Source organism: Pacificoceanicola onchidii (genome assembly GCF_004804335.1).
GTDB classification, from domain to species: domain Bacteria; phylum Pseudomonadota; class Alphaproteobacteria; order Rhodobacterales; family Rhodobacteraceae; genus Pacificoceanicola; species Pacificoceanicola onchidii.
Genome location: NZ_SRXY01000002.1, coordinates 426547 through 440016 on the forward strand (window position 1 = coordinate 426547; position 13470 = coordinate 440016).

Here is a 13470-nt window from a genome sequence, read left to right on the forward strand (position 1 = left end):
TAGGCTTGCATGAGCCTTTTTGGAGACCCCCATGCGCAGCCGCACTTTCACTCTGCCCAAAACCGCCCGCACCCTCGACGCCGCGCTTGTCGGTACATGGCAGGCGCCAGACGGGGCTTTGATCGAGATCGCCGCCGACGGAACCCTTTTCTCCATAGAACCGGCGCTGGTCTACACCCTCTCGGCGGATGACCAGACGCTGACCTTCCCGAACACCAATCCTTTGTGGCAGTTCACCCGTCTGTCCGGGTCCGGCAGCATCGTCGGCCTGTGGGAACGCTTCGAGACCGATGCCTATGGCACGTGGCGCGAAGAGACGCTGTACCGCTCCGACGGCACCTACACCTATCACTGGATGCTGAACGGCGCGTTCGATTCCGAAGGGATCGGCACGTGGGTGGATCTGGGCGGGACCCTGAACAGCCGCGAGCGGCGCGGCATCTTTGTCACCGGGCCGGGCAGCGACATCCTGCTCTCTGTCTTCTTCGGCGCGCCCGTGCTCGGCAGCTATTCCGTCGCGGCGGATGGCCAAAGCTGGACCCTGACCACCTCGGGCGGCAGCGCGACCTACACCAGGGTCTGAGCCCAGCGCGGCCTGCCTTGAGCCCGCGCCGTCCCGAAACGGTTGACAGCGGCCCACGCCCCTCCGCAAGATCACGGATAGGTTTGGGCCTTGGTGATCTTTTCAAGCCCTGATTGTCTCCAGCCGCGGCGTCTCCTGACCCGCCGCCAGCAAGAAAGGCGTCTCCATGTCCCCGATTTCAGGCCCCCGCTTCAACACCTATGACGGCACCGCCGATATGGCAGGCCCACACAGCCCCGATCAGGTCCCCGACGCGCCGCAGAACCTCAACCTGCACTACGACATTGCGCAGGTGCTCACGCAGGCGCAGCTTGACGATATCACCAACAGCAAGATCATGGGCTTCCACAGCTTTGGCGACAGCGGCACCGATCACAAATCATGGCACCACGGCACCCCCGCCACGCGCCTCGCCGTCGCCCATGCCATTGAGAAGGAATGCAAGGATCAGGCAGGACAGCCCGGCTGCCCGGCGTTCTGTTACCACCTTGGCGATGTGATCTACCCGCATGGGGCCGAGGAGCATTACGAAGACGAGTTCTACCAGCCGTTCAGCGCCTACGGGCCAGCCATCCTCGCCATTCCCGGCAACCATGATTACCGGGGCGATCACCTCGCGTCCTTTGCCAAGAACTTCCTCGCGCCCAAGCTGGTCCCGACCCCCGGCGGGCGGCCTGCGATGAACCTGCCGTGGTATTATTTCACGCTGGATACGCCCGTGGCCACGATCATCGGGCTGGGCACGGTGAGCAACTATGTCTCCCCCGAGCAGACCCATTGGCTCAAGACCGAACTGGCCGCCGCGCCCAAGGACAAAGCCCTGATCATCGCCAGCCACTATCCGCCCTATTGTTTCGACGGCTCCCACAACACCGGCCCCCGCGCCTCGATCAGCGGCGCGATTTCCGCCAGCGGGCGGATGCCGGATCTCGTCATCGCCGGGCACTCTCACACCTATCAACGCATGCGCACGCCACCGGGCTATCCGCTCATTGTTGTTGGCACAGGCGGTGTGACCCTCTCTGGCCTCGGCGGGTCCGCCGATGGCGCCAAGGAGGATTTCCTGAGCAACAAGGCCTACGGCGCGCTCACGCTCACCGTGGATGCCAACCCCGGCCAACGCGCGATCCACGGCCATTTCAAAGCCGCCGACAGCGAGGAGTATGCGGTGGGCACCGTCATGGATCAGTTTTCCTACGCATGGGGAAGCTGAGGAACAGCCCGTAGGGCGGGGCTGCGCCCCGCCCCCCACCTGCGTGATGACACCTCTTTACCCGCGCGTTTTGGCGGCATAAGGCTTGCCCATGGACAGCGCCTTTCTCATCACCTCCTTTGTCACGCTCTTCGTGGTGATCGACCCGATTGGTCTCACCCCGCTTTTCATCGCGCTGACGTCCGGCACGGACGCGAAACACCGCCGCGCGGTGGCCCTGCGCGCCTGCGTCATTGCCTTTGCCCTGCTGACGCTCTTTGCGTTCCTCGGCGAAGGGCTCCTGGGCTTTATCGGCATTTCCATGCCCGCCTTCCGCATTGCGGGCGGCATCCTGCTGTTCCTGACCGCCCTCGACATGCTCTTTGAGCGCCGCACCAAGCGGCGCGAGGATCAGTCCGAGACCGAAGACTTCCCCGATCCCTCCGTCTTCCCCATCGCCATCCCGCTGCTGGCAGGCCCCGGCGCGATTGCCACGATCATCCTGCTGATTGGCCAGACCGGCGATCTTCTGGGGCAGATTTCCGTTCTGGGCGTCATGGTTTCCGTCCTGCTGATCGCACTTTTGCTGTTCCTCTCCGCCGGGCTGATCGAACGCGCGCTCGGCAAGACCGGTATCACCGTCGTCACCCGCCTTCTGGGCATGCTGCTCGCTGCGCTGTCGGTGCAGTTCGTGCTCGACGGTCTGCGCGATTTCGGCTTTGCCACCGGCGCGGGGTGAAATCTGCCCGGCCAGCGCATAAGTGTTAACAGGTGACCCGGTGAGGAGTGTTTCATGGACGACTGGCAAATTGGCCGCTTTATCTATCTCGCCATTCTGGCCGGGGCGCTGCTCTTCTGGTTCCTGATCGAGAACCGCGACAGCCTTGGCACCAAGGTCAAACAGATGGCCGCCTGGGCGCTGATCTTCCTTGGCGTGATCGCGGCCATTGGCCTGTGGGGCGACATTCGCCAGACGGTTCAGCCACGTCAGGCCGTGTTCGAAGATCAGGGCCGGATCGAGCTGCCGCTCATGCCCGATGGCCATTATTACGCGGTGCTGGAGATCAACGGCGCGCCGGTCCGCTTCGTCGTGGACACCGGCGCATCCGGCGTGGTTCTGACCCAGAGTGATGCGGAACGGGTTGGTCTGAAAACCGAAGACCTCGCCTTCTACTCCGAAGCCATGACAGCCAACGGGCTGGTGCGCACCGCGCCGGTCCGGCTGGCTGACGTGGCGCTCGGGCCCTTCACGGACAGCGATGTGCGCGCCTTTGTCAACGAAGGTGAAATGGACACCTCGCTGCTCGGCATGACCTATTTGCAGCGCTTTGACCGGATTGAAATCTCGAACGGGCGGTTTGTGCTGGAACGGTAGCGGGTTGGCGCTTCCCCGCCCCGGACCTGATCCGGGGCCTCATGCCCACCGCACTGTGCTGTAACCTCCTGTTCACAAACAATAGGCAGGCTTGTCCCCGGTACCACTGACCTTCGGATTTTCCGCCGCGGCCCTGACAAAGCCAAGGCGGGCAGCCCCAAAGGGGGATGTTCGATCTGATCAGACGAATAAGCCGGGTTTGAACGCCCCGGCCTAGATGATCCGTCACTGGGCGGCCGCCTTTTTCAGGCTTCAAACAATAAAAACACGAAACCCCGTCCGGCAGATGTGTCGAGGCGGGCGCGGGGCATAGCCCCGCCCTACATCCGTGCGGAGCCTTAACTCACGACTCCGCCTTCATCTCCCAACGCCCGCTCTCTTCGGACCAGTATTTCGCCTTGCAGCCGGCCCCGGTCAGCGTGCGCCATTGTTCGCGCGCGATATGCACCGCCTCGCTGTCATGCCCGTCAAACAACACGCAAACCCGCGTCATGGCCTCCACCTCTTCGGCGGAAATCACCGCGCCATCGACACTCATCAAACACTGCGGATCGTTCGGCAAATCCGGCCCATAGGTCAGCAGGATCGGCTGCAAACCGTCATGCGGACCGCCCGCCTGCCCATGCGGCAAAAACCCGTCCTCCGGGCCAAGCCAGAGCTTTTGATCGAGCCAGTCTATCCGCCCCGGTTCCTGCCCCCGCACCGCCACGCGCCAACCTGCGCCGAGCGACTTTTCCAGAAGCACACTCAGCGTCTCATCCATCGGACGGCGGGTCAGGTGGTAGAAATAGGCCTCTCCCATTTCCTAAACGCTCCTCTGACGAAATCCTTTGGAATTGATCCCCGGCTCGCTTGTCGATCCGGTTCGCACCCGACCTCGCCCGCCAGGGCGGGTGCGAAATCTCGAAACGTTACACCAGGTGACGACTTTGGAGCTTTGAAGAACCGCCAGCACCTCACTCATGACCCGGCCCCGAGGCCGCGCGCGAACCTCTGTTGCACCAGCAGTAGCCATCTCACCCCTGCTCAAACTGATCCCGCACCAGCCGGTCCAGCGCCATGACGCCCCAGCCCGTCGCCCCCTTGGGCGCGAAAGTCGTCGCCTTGGCGACCTGCGCCACCCCGGCGATATCGAGGTGGATCCACGGCATGTCGTCCTCGATGAACCGCTCAAGGAAGACTGCCGCCGTGCTTGCACCGGCGGGACGCCCGCCGGTGTTCTTGATGTCCGCTTTCAGCGTCTTGATCTGGTCGTGATAGCCCTTGCCCAGCGGCAGACGCCATGCGCCCTCACCTTCGGCCTCGGCGGCCTTCAGGAACTTGTTCGCAAAGGCATCGTCGTTCGAAAATACCCCCGCGTTGTCATGGCCCAGCGCAATGATGCAGGCCCCGGTCAGCGTCGCCAGATTGATCACCGCAGCGGGTTTTTCCGTCTGCTGCGCGTGCCAGAGCACATCGGCCAGCACCAGCCGCCCCTCGGCATCGGTGTTCACAACTTCGATCGTCACGCCGCGCATGGAGGTCACGATATCTCCGGGACGCGTCGCCTTGCCGTCGGGCATGTTCTCGACGAGACCCACAAGGCCCGTCACGTTGGCCTTCGCCCCGCGCAGCGCCAGCGTTTTCATCACGCCGGAGACAACACCTGCGCCGCCCATGTCCATGGTCATGTCTTCCATGCCCGCCGCCGGTTTGAGGCTGATGCCGCCGGTGTCGAACACAACCCCCTTGCCGACCAGCGCCAGCGGTGCCTCGTCGCCGCCGCCTTTCCAGCGCATGACAACCACCTTCGACGGGCTTTCGCTGCCCTGCCCAACGGAGAGCAGCGCGCCCATGCCCAGTTCGGCCAGCTTGTCCTCCTCCAGAACCTCGACCTCGACGCCAAGATCGCGCAGCGCCTCAAGACGCGCGGCAAACTCGGTAGTGGTCAAAACGTTTGCGGGCTCCGACACCAGATCGCGGGTGAACACCACGCCTTCGGCCACCGCCAGCGCATCGCTGACCGCCTTGGCCTCCGCGCCCGGATCCTTGACGCAGATCACCGCGCCTTCCAGCGGATCACCCTTTTCGCTCAGGTGATCTGCGAACTTGTAGCCTTTCAGAGCCAGCCCGAGGGCCACATCCGCCGTGCGCGTGGTGTTCTCCGCCAGCAGCATCAGCGCCTTGGAGCCAACCGCAGACGCCAGTGCCGCCCCTGCCTTGCGCGCCATTGCGACCTGCGGCCGCCGCTCCAGCTTGACCAGCACAACCGCCTCTGCCTGAAGCCCCACCGGCATGGCCAGCGTCAGGGCGCTGCCTTCGCTCAGCTTCTCCCAGGCCTCGCTCGCGACCGCCTTGGCCACCGCGCCCTTGCTCAGGCGATTGACCCGCCGCGCGCCGGGGCTGAGCGTGCCGGCGGCATTGATCAGAACCCCGATCGCGCCTTCCACGGCGTCCAGCCCATCAAGATTGGTTTCGGCAAAAGTGATCTTGCGCAGCTGGGTCATATCGGTCTCCGTGTCGGGCTTGAGTGGCTTTCCGCCAAGAGGTAGCCCCCTGCGGGCACAAAGGCCAGAGTCAGCTTTCCCCTCCCCCCCTGATCCGCTAACCTGCGACCCAAGAAAACTGTGCTTGGGGGCGCTTCGTGCAAAGATTCGACCGCTATATGCTGTCGCAATTGATGGTGCTGTTCGGATTCTTTGCGCTCGTTCTGGTCTCCGTCTATTGGGTCAACCGCGCCGTGGTGCTGTTTGATCGTCTCATCGCGGACGGCCATTCGGCGGGTGTTTTCCTCGAATTTTCCGCCCTGTCCCTGCCCTCGGTGATTGCGCTTGTGCTGCCCATGGCGGCCTTTGCGGCGGCGGTTTACGTCACCAATCGCCTCAGCAGCGAATCCGAGCTGACCGTGGTGCAGGCGGTGGGCTATTCACCGTGGCGGTTGGCGCGGCCCGTGCTGATCTTTGGCGTGATGATCGCGGCAATGATGGCGATGCTGACCCATGTTCTGGTGCCCGCCTCTCTGGAGCAACTGCGTCTGCGCGAGCGCGAGATTTCCGGCTCCCTCACCGCGCGCCTGCTGCGCGAAGGGGTCTTCCTGCACCCGACCAAAGGCGTGACCTTCTACATCCGCGACATCTCCGAGCGGGGCGAGTTGCGCGATGTGCTGCTTTCGGATCGCAGACAGGCGGGGCGCGAGGTCACCTACACGGCGGACAAAGCCTATCTCCTGCGTGATGACGACGGGCCGAAACTGGCAATGCTCGAAGGCATGGCCCAGACGCTGGACCTTGAAACAGGGCGCCTCTCGACAACCAATTTCGGCGATCTGACCTATGACGTCTCGGCCCTGATCGAACAGAGCGGCGGCGGACGGCGCAAGGCCAGTTTCGTGCCCACATGGGAGCTTCTGACCAACACCGAAGCCGTCGCCATCGAGGTCCGGGACGATCCCGGCGAGGTGCTGGAAGAGGCGCATATGCGCTTTCAGAACCCGCTGCTTTGCATCGTTGCGGCGCTGATCGGCTATTCGGGGCTGATGGTCGGCGGCTATTCGCGCTTTGGCGTGACCAAACAGATCGTCGGTGCGATTTTCCTGCTGGTCGTGGTCAAGCTGGTAGAAAGCGGCGTGACCGATCCGGTGCGCGCCGATGCCCGGCTCTGGCCGCTGGTCTACCTGCCAAGCGCGGTCGGGCTGGTGATCGTCTGGTCCCTGCTGTGGACCGCCTCCCGCCCGTTCCGGCCCAAACGCGGCGCGGCGCAGCAGGAGGCGGCCCCGGCATGACCCTGCATTACTACTTCGCCCGCCGCTTTCTCTGGCTGTTCCTGTCGATCTTTGCGGTCTTTGCGCTGTTCCAGGGATTCGTGGACCTGATGGACGAAATGCGCCGTCTGGATGGCGATCCGACCATGGCGCAGCTGTTGCAGCTGGTGGCCTTCAAACTTCCCGAGGGGCTCTACCAGATCCTGCCGCTGGTGATGATCCTGTCCACCGTTGCGCTGTTCCTTGGCCTTGCCCGCTCATCGGAACTGGTGGTGGCGCGGGCGGCGGGGCGCTCCGGGCTGGTGGCGCTGATTGCGCCGGTTGTCATGGCCATGCTCATCGGCGGGCTGACCGTGGCGATGCTCAACCCGGTGGTGGCCGCCACCTCCAAACGCTACGCAGACCTGCGCGAGACCTATGAGAACGGCGGCGCCTCGGCGCTTTCGATCGGTCCCGAAGGCCTGTGGCTCCGGCAAGGCAGCACGCAGGGCCAATCGGTGATCCGCGCTGCCCGCGCCAATTCCGAGGCGACCGTGCTTTATGACGTCAGCTTCGTGATCTACGCCGCAGGCGGTGGCCCGGCGCAGCGGGTGATCGCGGACAAGGCCGAACTCGGAGACGCCGAATGGGTGCTGACCAATGCCAAGGCCTGGCCTCTGGCGGCAGGGCTTACACCCGAAACCGGGGCCAAGGCGCATGACACCCTGCGCATCCCCTCGACCCTAACGCGCGAGAGCATCCGCGACCGTTTCGGCAAACCGTCGGCCATCGCCATCTGGGACCTGCCCGCCTTCATCGACGATCTCGAAGAGGCCGGCTTCTCCGCCCGCCGCCACGTGGTCTGGCTCAACATGGAACTGGCGCGCCCCGTCTTCCTTGTCGCCATGATGCTGGTCGGCGCGGCTTTCACCATGCGCCCGACACGTCTGGGACGGACCGGCCTTGCGGTGCTTTCCGCCGTGCTTTTGGGATTTGGGCTCTACTATGTGCGGAATTTCGCTCAGATCCTTGGCGAAAACGGTCAGGTCTCGCCTTTGATGGCCGCATGGGTGCCGCCTGTCGCATCGGTCTTGCTCGCGCTGGGTCTGATACTGCATATGGAGGATGGATGACTCGCTGCCTCCATATCTTGGCCCTTCTGCTTGCACTGGCCCTGCCCCTGCCCGTCTTGGCGCAGGGCACACCCGCTGTGCCCGAGCAAACGCCGCCTGCGCTGCTCGTGGCCGATCAGGTCTTTGTCGAAAATGACACGCTGCTGATCGCCACTGGCAATGTTGAGGCGCTGCACGATGGCATCCGCCTGACCGCCACGCGCATCGTCTATGACCAGTCCACCGACACGCTTCAGATCGACGGGCCGATCCGCATCACCGACGAGGCGGGCAACATCCTGCTCGCGGACTATGCCCAGATGGATCAGGGCCTGCGCAACGGTCTGCTGAGCAGCGCGCGCATGATCATGGACCAGCAGTTGCAGCTGGCCGCCGTCGAAGCGCAGCGCGTCGAAGGCCGCTATACGCAGCTGTCCAAGGTCGCCGTGACCTCCTGTCAGGTCTGCGGCGACGACAGCCCGCCGCTCTGGCAGATCCGCGCCACCCGCGTGATCCACGATCAACAGGAGCGGCAACTCTACTTCGACCATGCGCAGCTGCGCGTGCTCGACGTGCCGATCTTCTACCTGCCACGCATGCGCCTGCCGGACCCGACCTTGAAGCGGGCGCGCGGGCTTCTGATCCCCTCGCTGCGCAGTTCCACCCTGCTCGGCTTTGGCATCAAGCTGCCGTACTTCATTCCGATCGGCGATCATCAGGACATCACCCTGACGCCGTATCTGTCGCCCAAGACCCGCACGCTGGAGTTCCGCTATCGCCGCGCCTTCCGCAATGGCAACCTGCTCGTCACCGGCGCGCTGACCGGCGACACGCTGCTGCCCGATCAGGCGCGGGGCTACCTGTTTGCCGAAGGGGCGTTTGATCTCAAGAACGATTTCAAACTGGCCTTCGATCTCAAGACCACCTCGGATGCGGCCTACCTCAATGACTACGGCATCACCGGGGCCGACCGGCTGGAAAGCAGCCTGACCCTGACGCGGGTCCGCCGCGACGAGTTCATCGAAGTGGGGCTGCTGCATTACGAATCCCTGCGCGATTCCGAGAACAACGACACCCAGCCCACGATTGTGGGCTTTGGCCGGATGGAAAAGCGCTTCTTTCCGCAGGCCTTCGGTGGCGAGTTGCGGCTGTCCGGCGAGGCGCACACCCATTACCGCTACAGCTCCATCCCCTTTGACAGCGCCGACGCCGATACGGTGGTGGACGGGCGTGACATTGCCCGCTTCAACGCCGAGGCCAGCTGGCGCAAGCGCTGGACGCTGGTGGGCGGCATCCGCGCCGGTGTATCCGGGCATCTTTGGCTCGATCACTACAGCATCCGGCAGGACAACACCGCCCCGGCGGAGGTTTCGCGGGCCACACCGGGCGTCTCGGTCGAGCTGCGCTGGCCGTGGGAGAAACGCGGACCTGCGGGCGGGCGCACCCTGATCGAGCCGGTGGTGCAGTTCGGCTGGGTTGGCGGCGACAGGCCCCTGAACCCCAACGACGAAAGCACCCGTGTCGAGTTTGACGAGGCCAACCTGCTCAGCCTTTCGCGCTTCCCCGCCGCTGACCGGCGCGAACACGGCTATACCGCCGCCATGGGCCTGCGCTGGATGCACGAGGCGCCCGCAGGCTGGTCTGCCGCGCTCACCTTTGGCCGGGTCTGGCGTGAAACCGCCGATGCGGATTTCTCCCGCTCCTCGGGTCTGCAGCCGCTTGCCAGCGACTGGCTGATTGCCGGACGCTTTGCCAATGCCTCGGGCCTCAGCCTCGTGGCGCGCGGCCTTCTGGATGGCGATTTCCGCTTTTCCAAAGCCGAGGCCCGCGCCGGTTGGACCAATGCCCGCATGGATCTCGGGGCCTCTTACCTGCTTCTGGTCACCGACCCGCAGGAAGACCGGACCAGCGCGCAGTCGGAGTGGAGCTTTGACGGCTCCTACCGCATGAGCCGCCACTGGACCGGCTCCACCAATTGGCGCTATGACCTTGCGGGACGCAATCTCGACCGGGTCGGTCTGGGGCTGCAATACCGCAACGAATGTGTTCAGGTGGATTTCGGGGTGGAACGCCGCTATGCATCCTCTACCACACTGGAACCAAGCACGGATTTCGATTTGACTGTCGCCCTGACGGGATTTGGCACCAGCGACAGCGCCAAGGAGTATCGACGCACATGCAAGTATTGACCCGCTTGATCGCCCCGCTGGCAACGGCCCTTTCTCTGGCCGTCGTGCCGCTCGGCAGCCTGCCGACACCAGCCGCGGCGCAGGGCCTGTTTTCGCCCGCGATCATCGTCAATGATGCCATCATCACCGGGTTCGAGCTGCAGCAGCGCGCCGAGATGCTGCGCCTGCTGAACGCGCCGGGGGATCTGCAGACCCTCGCCCGCGAACAGCTCATCGACGACAGGCTGCGCATGCAGGCGGCGGCGGAACTGGGCATCGTGCCGAGCTCCGAAGAGATCCTCGAAGGCATGACCGAGTTTGCGGCGCGTGCGAACCTGACCCGCGAAGAGTTCGTGAAGGTGCTCGAAGCCAACGGCGTCGCCGCCCAGACGTTCCGCGATTTTGTCCAGGCCGGCATGGCGTGGCGCGAAGTGGCCGGGGCGCGCTTTGCCGCGCGGGCGGTTGTGACCGAGGCCGAGGTTGACCGCGCGCTCGCCGCAGGCGGCGGCGGCAGCAGCGTCCGGGTTCTGATCTCCGAGATCATCATGCCGATGCCGCCGGGCCAGGAAGAGACCGTGCGCGCCCGCGCCAACCGCATCTCGCAGCTGGACAGCACCTCTGCCTTCTCCGCCGAGGCGCGGCGCTACTCCGCCACGCCCTCGCGCGGCAATGGGGGCCGCCTGCCGTGGCGCGACATCAAGGAACTGCCGCCGACCCTGCAGCCGCTGGTTCTCGGGCTCAAGCCCGGCGAGGTGACAGAGCCGCTGCCGATCCCCAACGCCATCGCCCTGTTCCAGCTGCGCGACATTGAAGAGACGGGCTACAGCGCCCCGGAAATCGCCGCTGTGGATTATGCCGCCTATTACATGCCCGGCGGGCGCTCGGCGGATACGCTGGCCAAGGCCCGCGTGCTGCAAGGCCGCGTCGACCGCTGTGACGATCTGTATGGCGTGGCCAAGGGCCAGCCCGAGGAAGTGCTGGAGCGCGGCACCCTGCCGCCTGCGGATATTCCGACCGACATCGCCTTTGAGCTGTCCAAGCTGGACCCCGGCGAGGTGTCCACCGCGCTGACCCGTGCGAACGGCCAGACGCTGGTCTTCCTGATGCTCTGCGGCCGGACCAATGCGATCAGCGAAGAGATCGACCGCCAAGAGTTCACCATTGGCCTGCGCAACCGCCGCATCGGCTCGCAGGCCGAAGGCTACCTCGCCCAGCTGCGCGCCGATGCACGGATCATCGAACGCTGAGACGCAGGGTCTGTTGACCGGTCCCTGAACGACCGCTCCGGGAAACCGGGGCGGTTTTTATTTGGGGGGGGAGTTATGAACGAGCCGCGCCATTGACGGGCCGTGGTGCGGCGATGCAACCTCTGATCCCCTCGATTTATCCCTGCCACTGGCGCGCTAGCCATGTGTAGTGCCCGGCACCAACCCAATCGCCGTGCCGTGGGGACGGCCCGTCATGTCGGAGACATGCTTCCAGCATGATGGCGCGGCGCCCTTCGGGCTTGATTCCGCGCTGGATGTGCAGAGGAATGACCACTCCAGCCTCCCTGAACTCTTCAGCCCTATCCAATACCCCCCAACCCAATGCGAAAAACCGATGGAACCCCGGCAGGCCAGATGTCACACTGAGGGGCGTCAAAGAGCAGGCGATCCATATGACTTCCCAATCCAATCTGACCCGTCCCATCGCCGTCAGCTGCGGCGAGCCCGCGGGCATCGGCCCTGAGCTGATCGAAGCCTGCTGGGCCGAGACGCGCGGGGCGCTGCCATTCTACTGGATCGGCGATCCGGCGCATTTGCCGGGCGCGGTGCCACATCATGTGCTTGAGACGCCTCAGGAGGCCGCAGGCGTGGCCTCGGAGGCCTTGCCCGTCCTGCCCCTCCCCTTCGATGGACCGCGCGTGACAGGCACCGCACAGCCCGCCCATGCGGCGGGTGTCATAGCCTCTATCGAACGCGGCGTGGCGGATGTGTTGGCGGGCAAGGCTGCGGCGCTCTGCACCTTGCCGATCCACAAGCAGGCCTTGGCCGAAGGGGCAGGATTTGCCCATCCCGGCCACACGGAGTTCCTGCAACATCTGGCGGGCGCGGATGAGGTTGTCATGATGCTCGCCTCCGAGCAATTGCGCGTGGTGCCCGTGACGATCCACATCGCGGTGGCCGACGTGCCGAAGGCTCTGACGCCGGCGCTTCTGGAACGCCGCATCCGCATCACCGAGGCCGCCCTGAAGACGCAGTTCGGCATTGCAAAGCCGCGCATCGCCGTCTCTGGTCTGAACCCGCACGCGGGCGAAGGCGGGCGCATGGGGCGCGAGGAGATCGAAGTGATCACGCCGGTTCTGGAACGCCTGCGCGCCGAGGGCATGGATCTGATCGGCCCCCTGCCAGGCGACACCATGTTTCATGCCGCCGCGCGTGCGCGCTATGACGTGGCGGTCTGCATGTACCACGATCAGGCGCTGATCCCGATCAAGACGCTGGACTTTGACCGCGGCGTGAACGTGACCCTTGGCCTGCCGTTTATCCGCACCTCACCGGATCATGGCACGGCGTTTGATATCGCGGGCAAGGGGCAGGCGAACCCGACCTCAACCTTGGCGGCTTTGCGGATGGCTTGGGAGATGGCGGGGAGCTAACGCCTGTAACGCGCGGCCAACTGTTCCACATCCGCCCCCGCAAAATACCGCAGCAGCGTCGCAAGGTTGCGCCCGCCGCGTTTGAGCCAGCCCTGACGGCGGTATTTCTCAGCGGATGTCACAGCCTCAATTGGCAACGCCTGCAACGCCTTGCCCAAAGCCCGCGCCAGCGCCACGTCCTCCATAAGCGGCATGTCAGGATACCCCCCTGCCGCGTCAAAAACGGAGCGGTGGATCAGCAACCCCTGATCGCCGTAAGGCAGGTGAAACAGCTTTGAGCGCAGGTTGGCCCAGCCTGCGACGAAGCGCGGTGCAAAGCCGGTGCCGTCAAACCGCAGTCGGAAATACCAGGCGCCGGGCTGGCCCAGCACGTCCAGAACCGCCCCGCTCCAGCCTTCCTCCAACACCGTATCCGCGTGCAAAAACAGCAGCCACTCGCCGCCCGCCGCCCTGGCTCCGCGCGCCAGTTGCCCGCCGCGCGAAGGCGGGCCTGTGACCACCTCCGCCCCGGCGGCCTCGGCGATGCGCAGCGTGGCATCGGCAGAACCGCCGTCGGAGAAGATCACCTCGCGGATCAGGCCCGCACTCAGCCCCTCCCCCAAAGCTCCGAGACAGCCCGGCAGGCCGGATTCGGCGTTGAAGGTCGGAATGACGATGGAAATCGGTGCGCGCATGGGGCCT

General features: G+C 64.9%; 12 protein-coding genes. 9 read left to right on the top strand and 3 right to left on the bottom strand.

All coding sequences use genetic code 11. The features are described 5' to 3' along the window. The first annotated feature begins 31 nt into the window (after positions 1-31). The 4 genes from E4662_RS07250 to E4662_RS07265 all read left to right on the top strand — a co-directional run bounded on the left by E4662_RS07250 (position 32) and on the right by E4662_RS07265 (position 3150). Positions 32-583 carry a hypothetical protein gene (locus tag E4662_RS07250; protein WP_136440868.1) on the top strand — a complete coding sequence of 184 codons (552 nt, stop codon included), beginning with the start codon at positions 32-34 and terminating at the stop codon, positions 581-583. Between the two features lie 166 nt (positions 584-749). Further along, positions 750-1796: a metallophosphoesterase family protein gene (locus E4662_RS07255; RefSeq protein ID WP_136440869.1), complete on the top strand. Its 1047-nt coding sequence runs from the start codon at positions 750-752 to the stop codon at positions 1794-1796. A gap of 91 nt (positions 1797-1887) precedes the next feature. Next, on the top strand, positions 1888-2514 hold the full coding sequence (locus E4662_RS07260; protein ID WP_136440870.1) for a MarC family protein: 627 nt from the start codon (positions 1888-1890) through the stop codon (positions 2512-2514). Positions 2515-2568: 54 nt separating this feature from the next. Then, positions 2569-3150: a retropepsin-like aspartic protease family protein gene (locus E4662_RS07265; RefSeq protein ID WP_136440871.1), complete on the top strand. Its 582-nt coding sequence runs from the start codon at positions 2569-2571 to the stop codon at positions 3148-3150. Between the two features lie 343 nt (positions 3151-3493). Here E4662_RS07265 and E4662_RS07270 read toward each other — a convergent pair whose 3' ends face one another. Both E4662_RS07270 and E4662_RS07275 read right to left on the bottom strand, forming a co-directional pair. After that, the gene (locus tag E4662_RS07270) at positions 3494-3952 is read right to left on the bottom strand and encodes a DNA polymerase III subunit chi (RefSeq protein WP_136440872.1); all 459 of its coding nucleotides are present in this window, start codon (positions 3950-3952) and stop codon (positions 3494-3496) included. Positions 3953-4166: 214 nt separating this feature from the next. After that, positions 4167-5636, bottom strand: a complete 1470-nt coding sequence (locus E4662_RS07275; protein WP_136440873.1) for a leucyl aminopeptidase — start codon at positions 5634-5636, stop codon at positions 4167-4169. 158 nt (positions 5637-5794) lie between these two features. Here E4662_RS07275 and lptF point away from each other — a divergent pair, with 158 nt between their 5' ends. The 5 genes from lptF to pdxA all read left to right on the top strand — a co-directional run bounded on the left by lptF (position 5795) and on the right by pdxA (position 12789). Continuing rightward, complete coding sequence (gene lptF / locus E4662_RS07280) at positions 5795-6910, top strand: LPS export ABC transporter permease LptF (protein ID WP_136441044.1); 1116 nt, start codon at positions 5795-5797, stop codon at positions 6908-6910. Then, the gene (gene lptG / locus E4662_RS07285; protein WP_136440874.1) at positions 6907-8001 is read left to right on the top strand and encodes an LPS export ABC transporter permease LptG; all 1095 of its coding nucleotides are present in this window, start codon (positions 6907-6909) and stop codon (positions 7999-8001) included. The genes lptF and lptG overlap by 4 nt, the downstream gene beginning before the upstream one ends. After that, positions 7998-10169: an LPS-assembly protein LptD gene (locus tag E4662_RS07290; RefSeq protein WP_136440875.1), complete on the top strand. Its 2172-nt coding sequence runs from the start codon at positions 7998-8000 to the stop codon at positions 10167-10169. Before lptG ends, E4662_RS07290 begins: the two co-directional genes overlap by 4 nt. Further along, positions 10157-11395 carry a peptidylprolyl isomerase gene (locus E4662_RS07295; protein WP_136440876.1) on the top strand — a complete coding sequence of 413 codons (1239 nt, stop codon included), beginning with the start codon at positions 10157-10159 and terminating at the stop codon, positions 11393-11395. Before E4662_RS07290 ends, E4662_RS07295 begins: the two co-directional genes overlap by 13 nt. 413 nt (positions 11396-11808) lie before the next feature. After that, positions 11809-12789 (top strand): 4-hydroxythreonine-4-phosphate dehydrogenase PdxA, encoded by a 981-nt coding sequence (gene pdxA / locus E4662_RS07300; RefSeq protein WP_206080265.1) that lies wholly within the window; start codon positions 11809-11811, stop codon positions 12787-12789. On the opposite strand, the gene E4662_RS07305 is transcribed toward pdxA, so the two are convergent. Continuing rightward, positions 12786-13463 (bottom strand): TIGR04283 family arsenosugar biosynthesis glycosyltransferase, encoded by a 678-nt coding sequence (locus E4662_RS07305; RefSeq protein WP_136440877.1) that lies wholly within the window; start codon positions 13461-13463, stop codon positions 12786-12788. The two genes, pdxA and E4662_RS07305, sit on opposite strands and share 4 nt — an antisense overlap. Positions 13464-13470 lie beyond the last annotated feature (7 nt).

Excerpts from the sequence above, each read along its gene's own strand:
- E4662_RS07250 (WP_136440868.1), top strand. The coding sequence starts at position 32 with ATGCGCAGCCGCACTTTCACTCTGCCCAAAACCGCCCGCACCCTCGAC.
- E4662_RS07255 (WP_136440869.1), top strand. The coding sequence starts at position 750 with ATGTCCCCGATTTCAGGCCCCCGCTTCAACACCTATGACGGCACCGCC.
- E4662_RS07260 (WP_136440870.1), top strand. The coding sequence starts at position 1,888 with ATGGACAGCGCCTTTCTCATCACCTCCTTTGTCACGCTCTTCGTGGTG.
- E4662_RS07265 (WP_136440871.1), top strand. The coding sequence starts at position 2,569 with ATGGACGACTGGCAAATTGGCCGCTTTATCTATCTCGCCATTCTGGCC.
- E4662_RS07270 (WP_136440872.1), bottom strand. The coding sequence starts at position 3,952 with ATGGGAGAGGCCTATTTCTACCACCTGACCCGCCGTCCGATGGATGAG.
- E4662_RS07275 (WP_136440873.1), bottom strand. The coding sequence starts at position 5,636 with ATGACCCAGCTGCGCAAGATCACTTTTGCCGAAACCAATCTTGATGGG.
- lptF (WP_136441044.1), top strand. The coding sequence starts at position 5,795 with ATGCTGTCGCAATTGATGGTGCTGTTCGGATTCTTTGCGCTCGTTCTG.
- lptG (WP_136440874.1), top strand. The coding sequence starts at position 6,907 with ATGACCCTGCATTACTACTTCGCCCGCCGCTTTCTCTGGCTGTTCCTG.
- E4662_RS07290 (WP_136440875.1), top strand. The coding sequence starts at position 7,998 with ATGACTCGCTGCCTCCATATCTTGGCCCTTCTGCTTGCACTGGCCCTG.
- E4662_RS07295 (WP_136440876.1), top strand. The coding sequence starts at position 10,157 with ATGCAAGTATTGACCCGCTTGATCGCCCCGCTGGCAACGGCCCTTTCT.
- pdxA (WP_206080265.1), top strand. The coding sequence starts at position 11,809 with ATGACTTCCCAATCCAATCTGACCCGTCCCATCGCCGTCAGCTGCGGC.
- E4662_RS07305 (WP_136440877.1), bottom strand. The coding sequence starts at position 13,463 with ATGCGCGCACCGATTTCCATCGTCATTCCGACCTTCAACGCCGAATCC.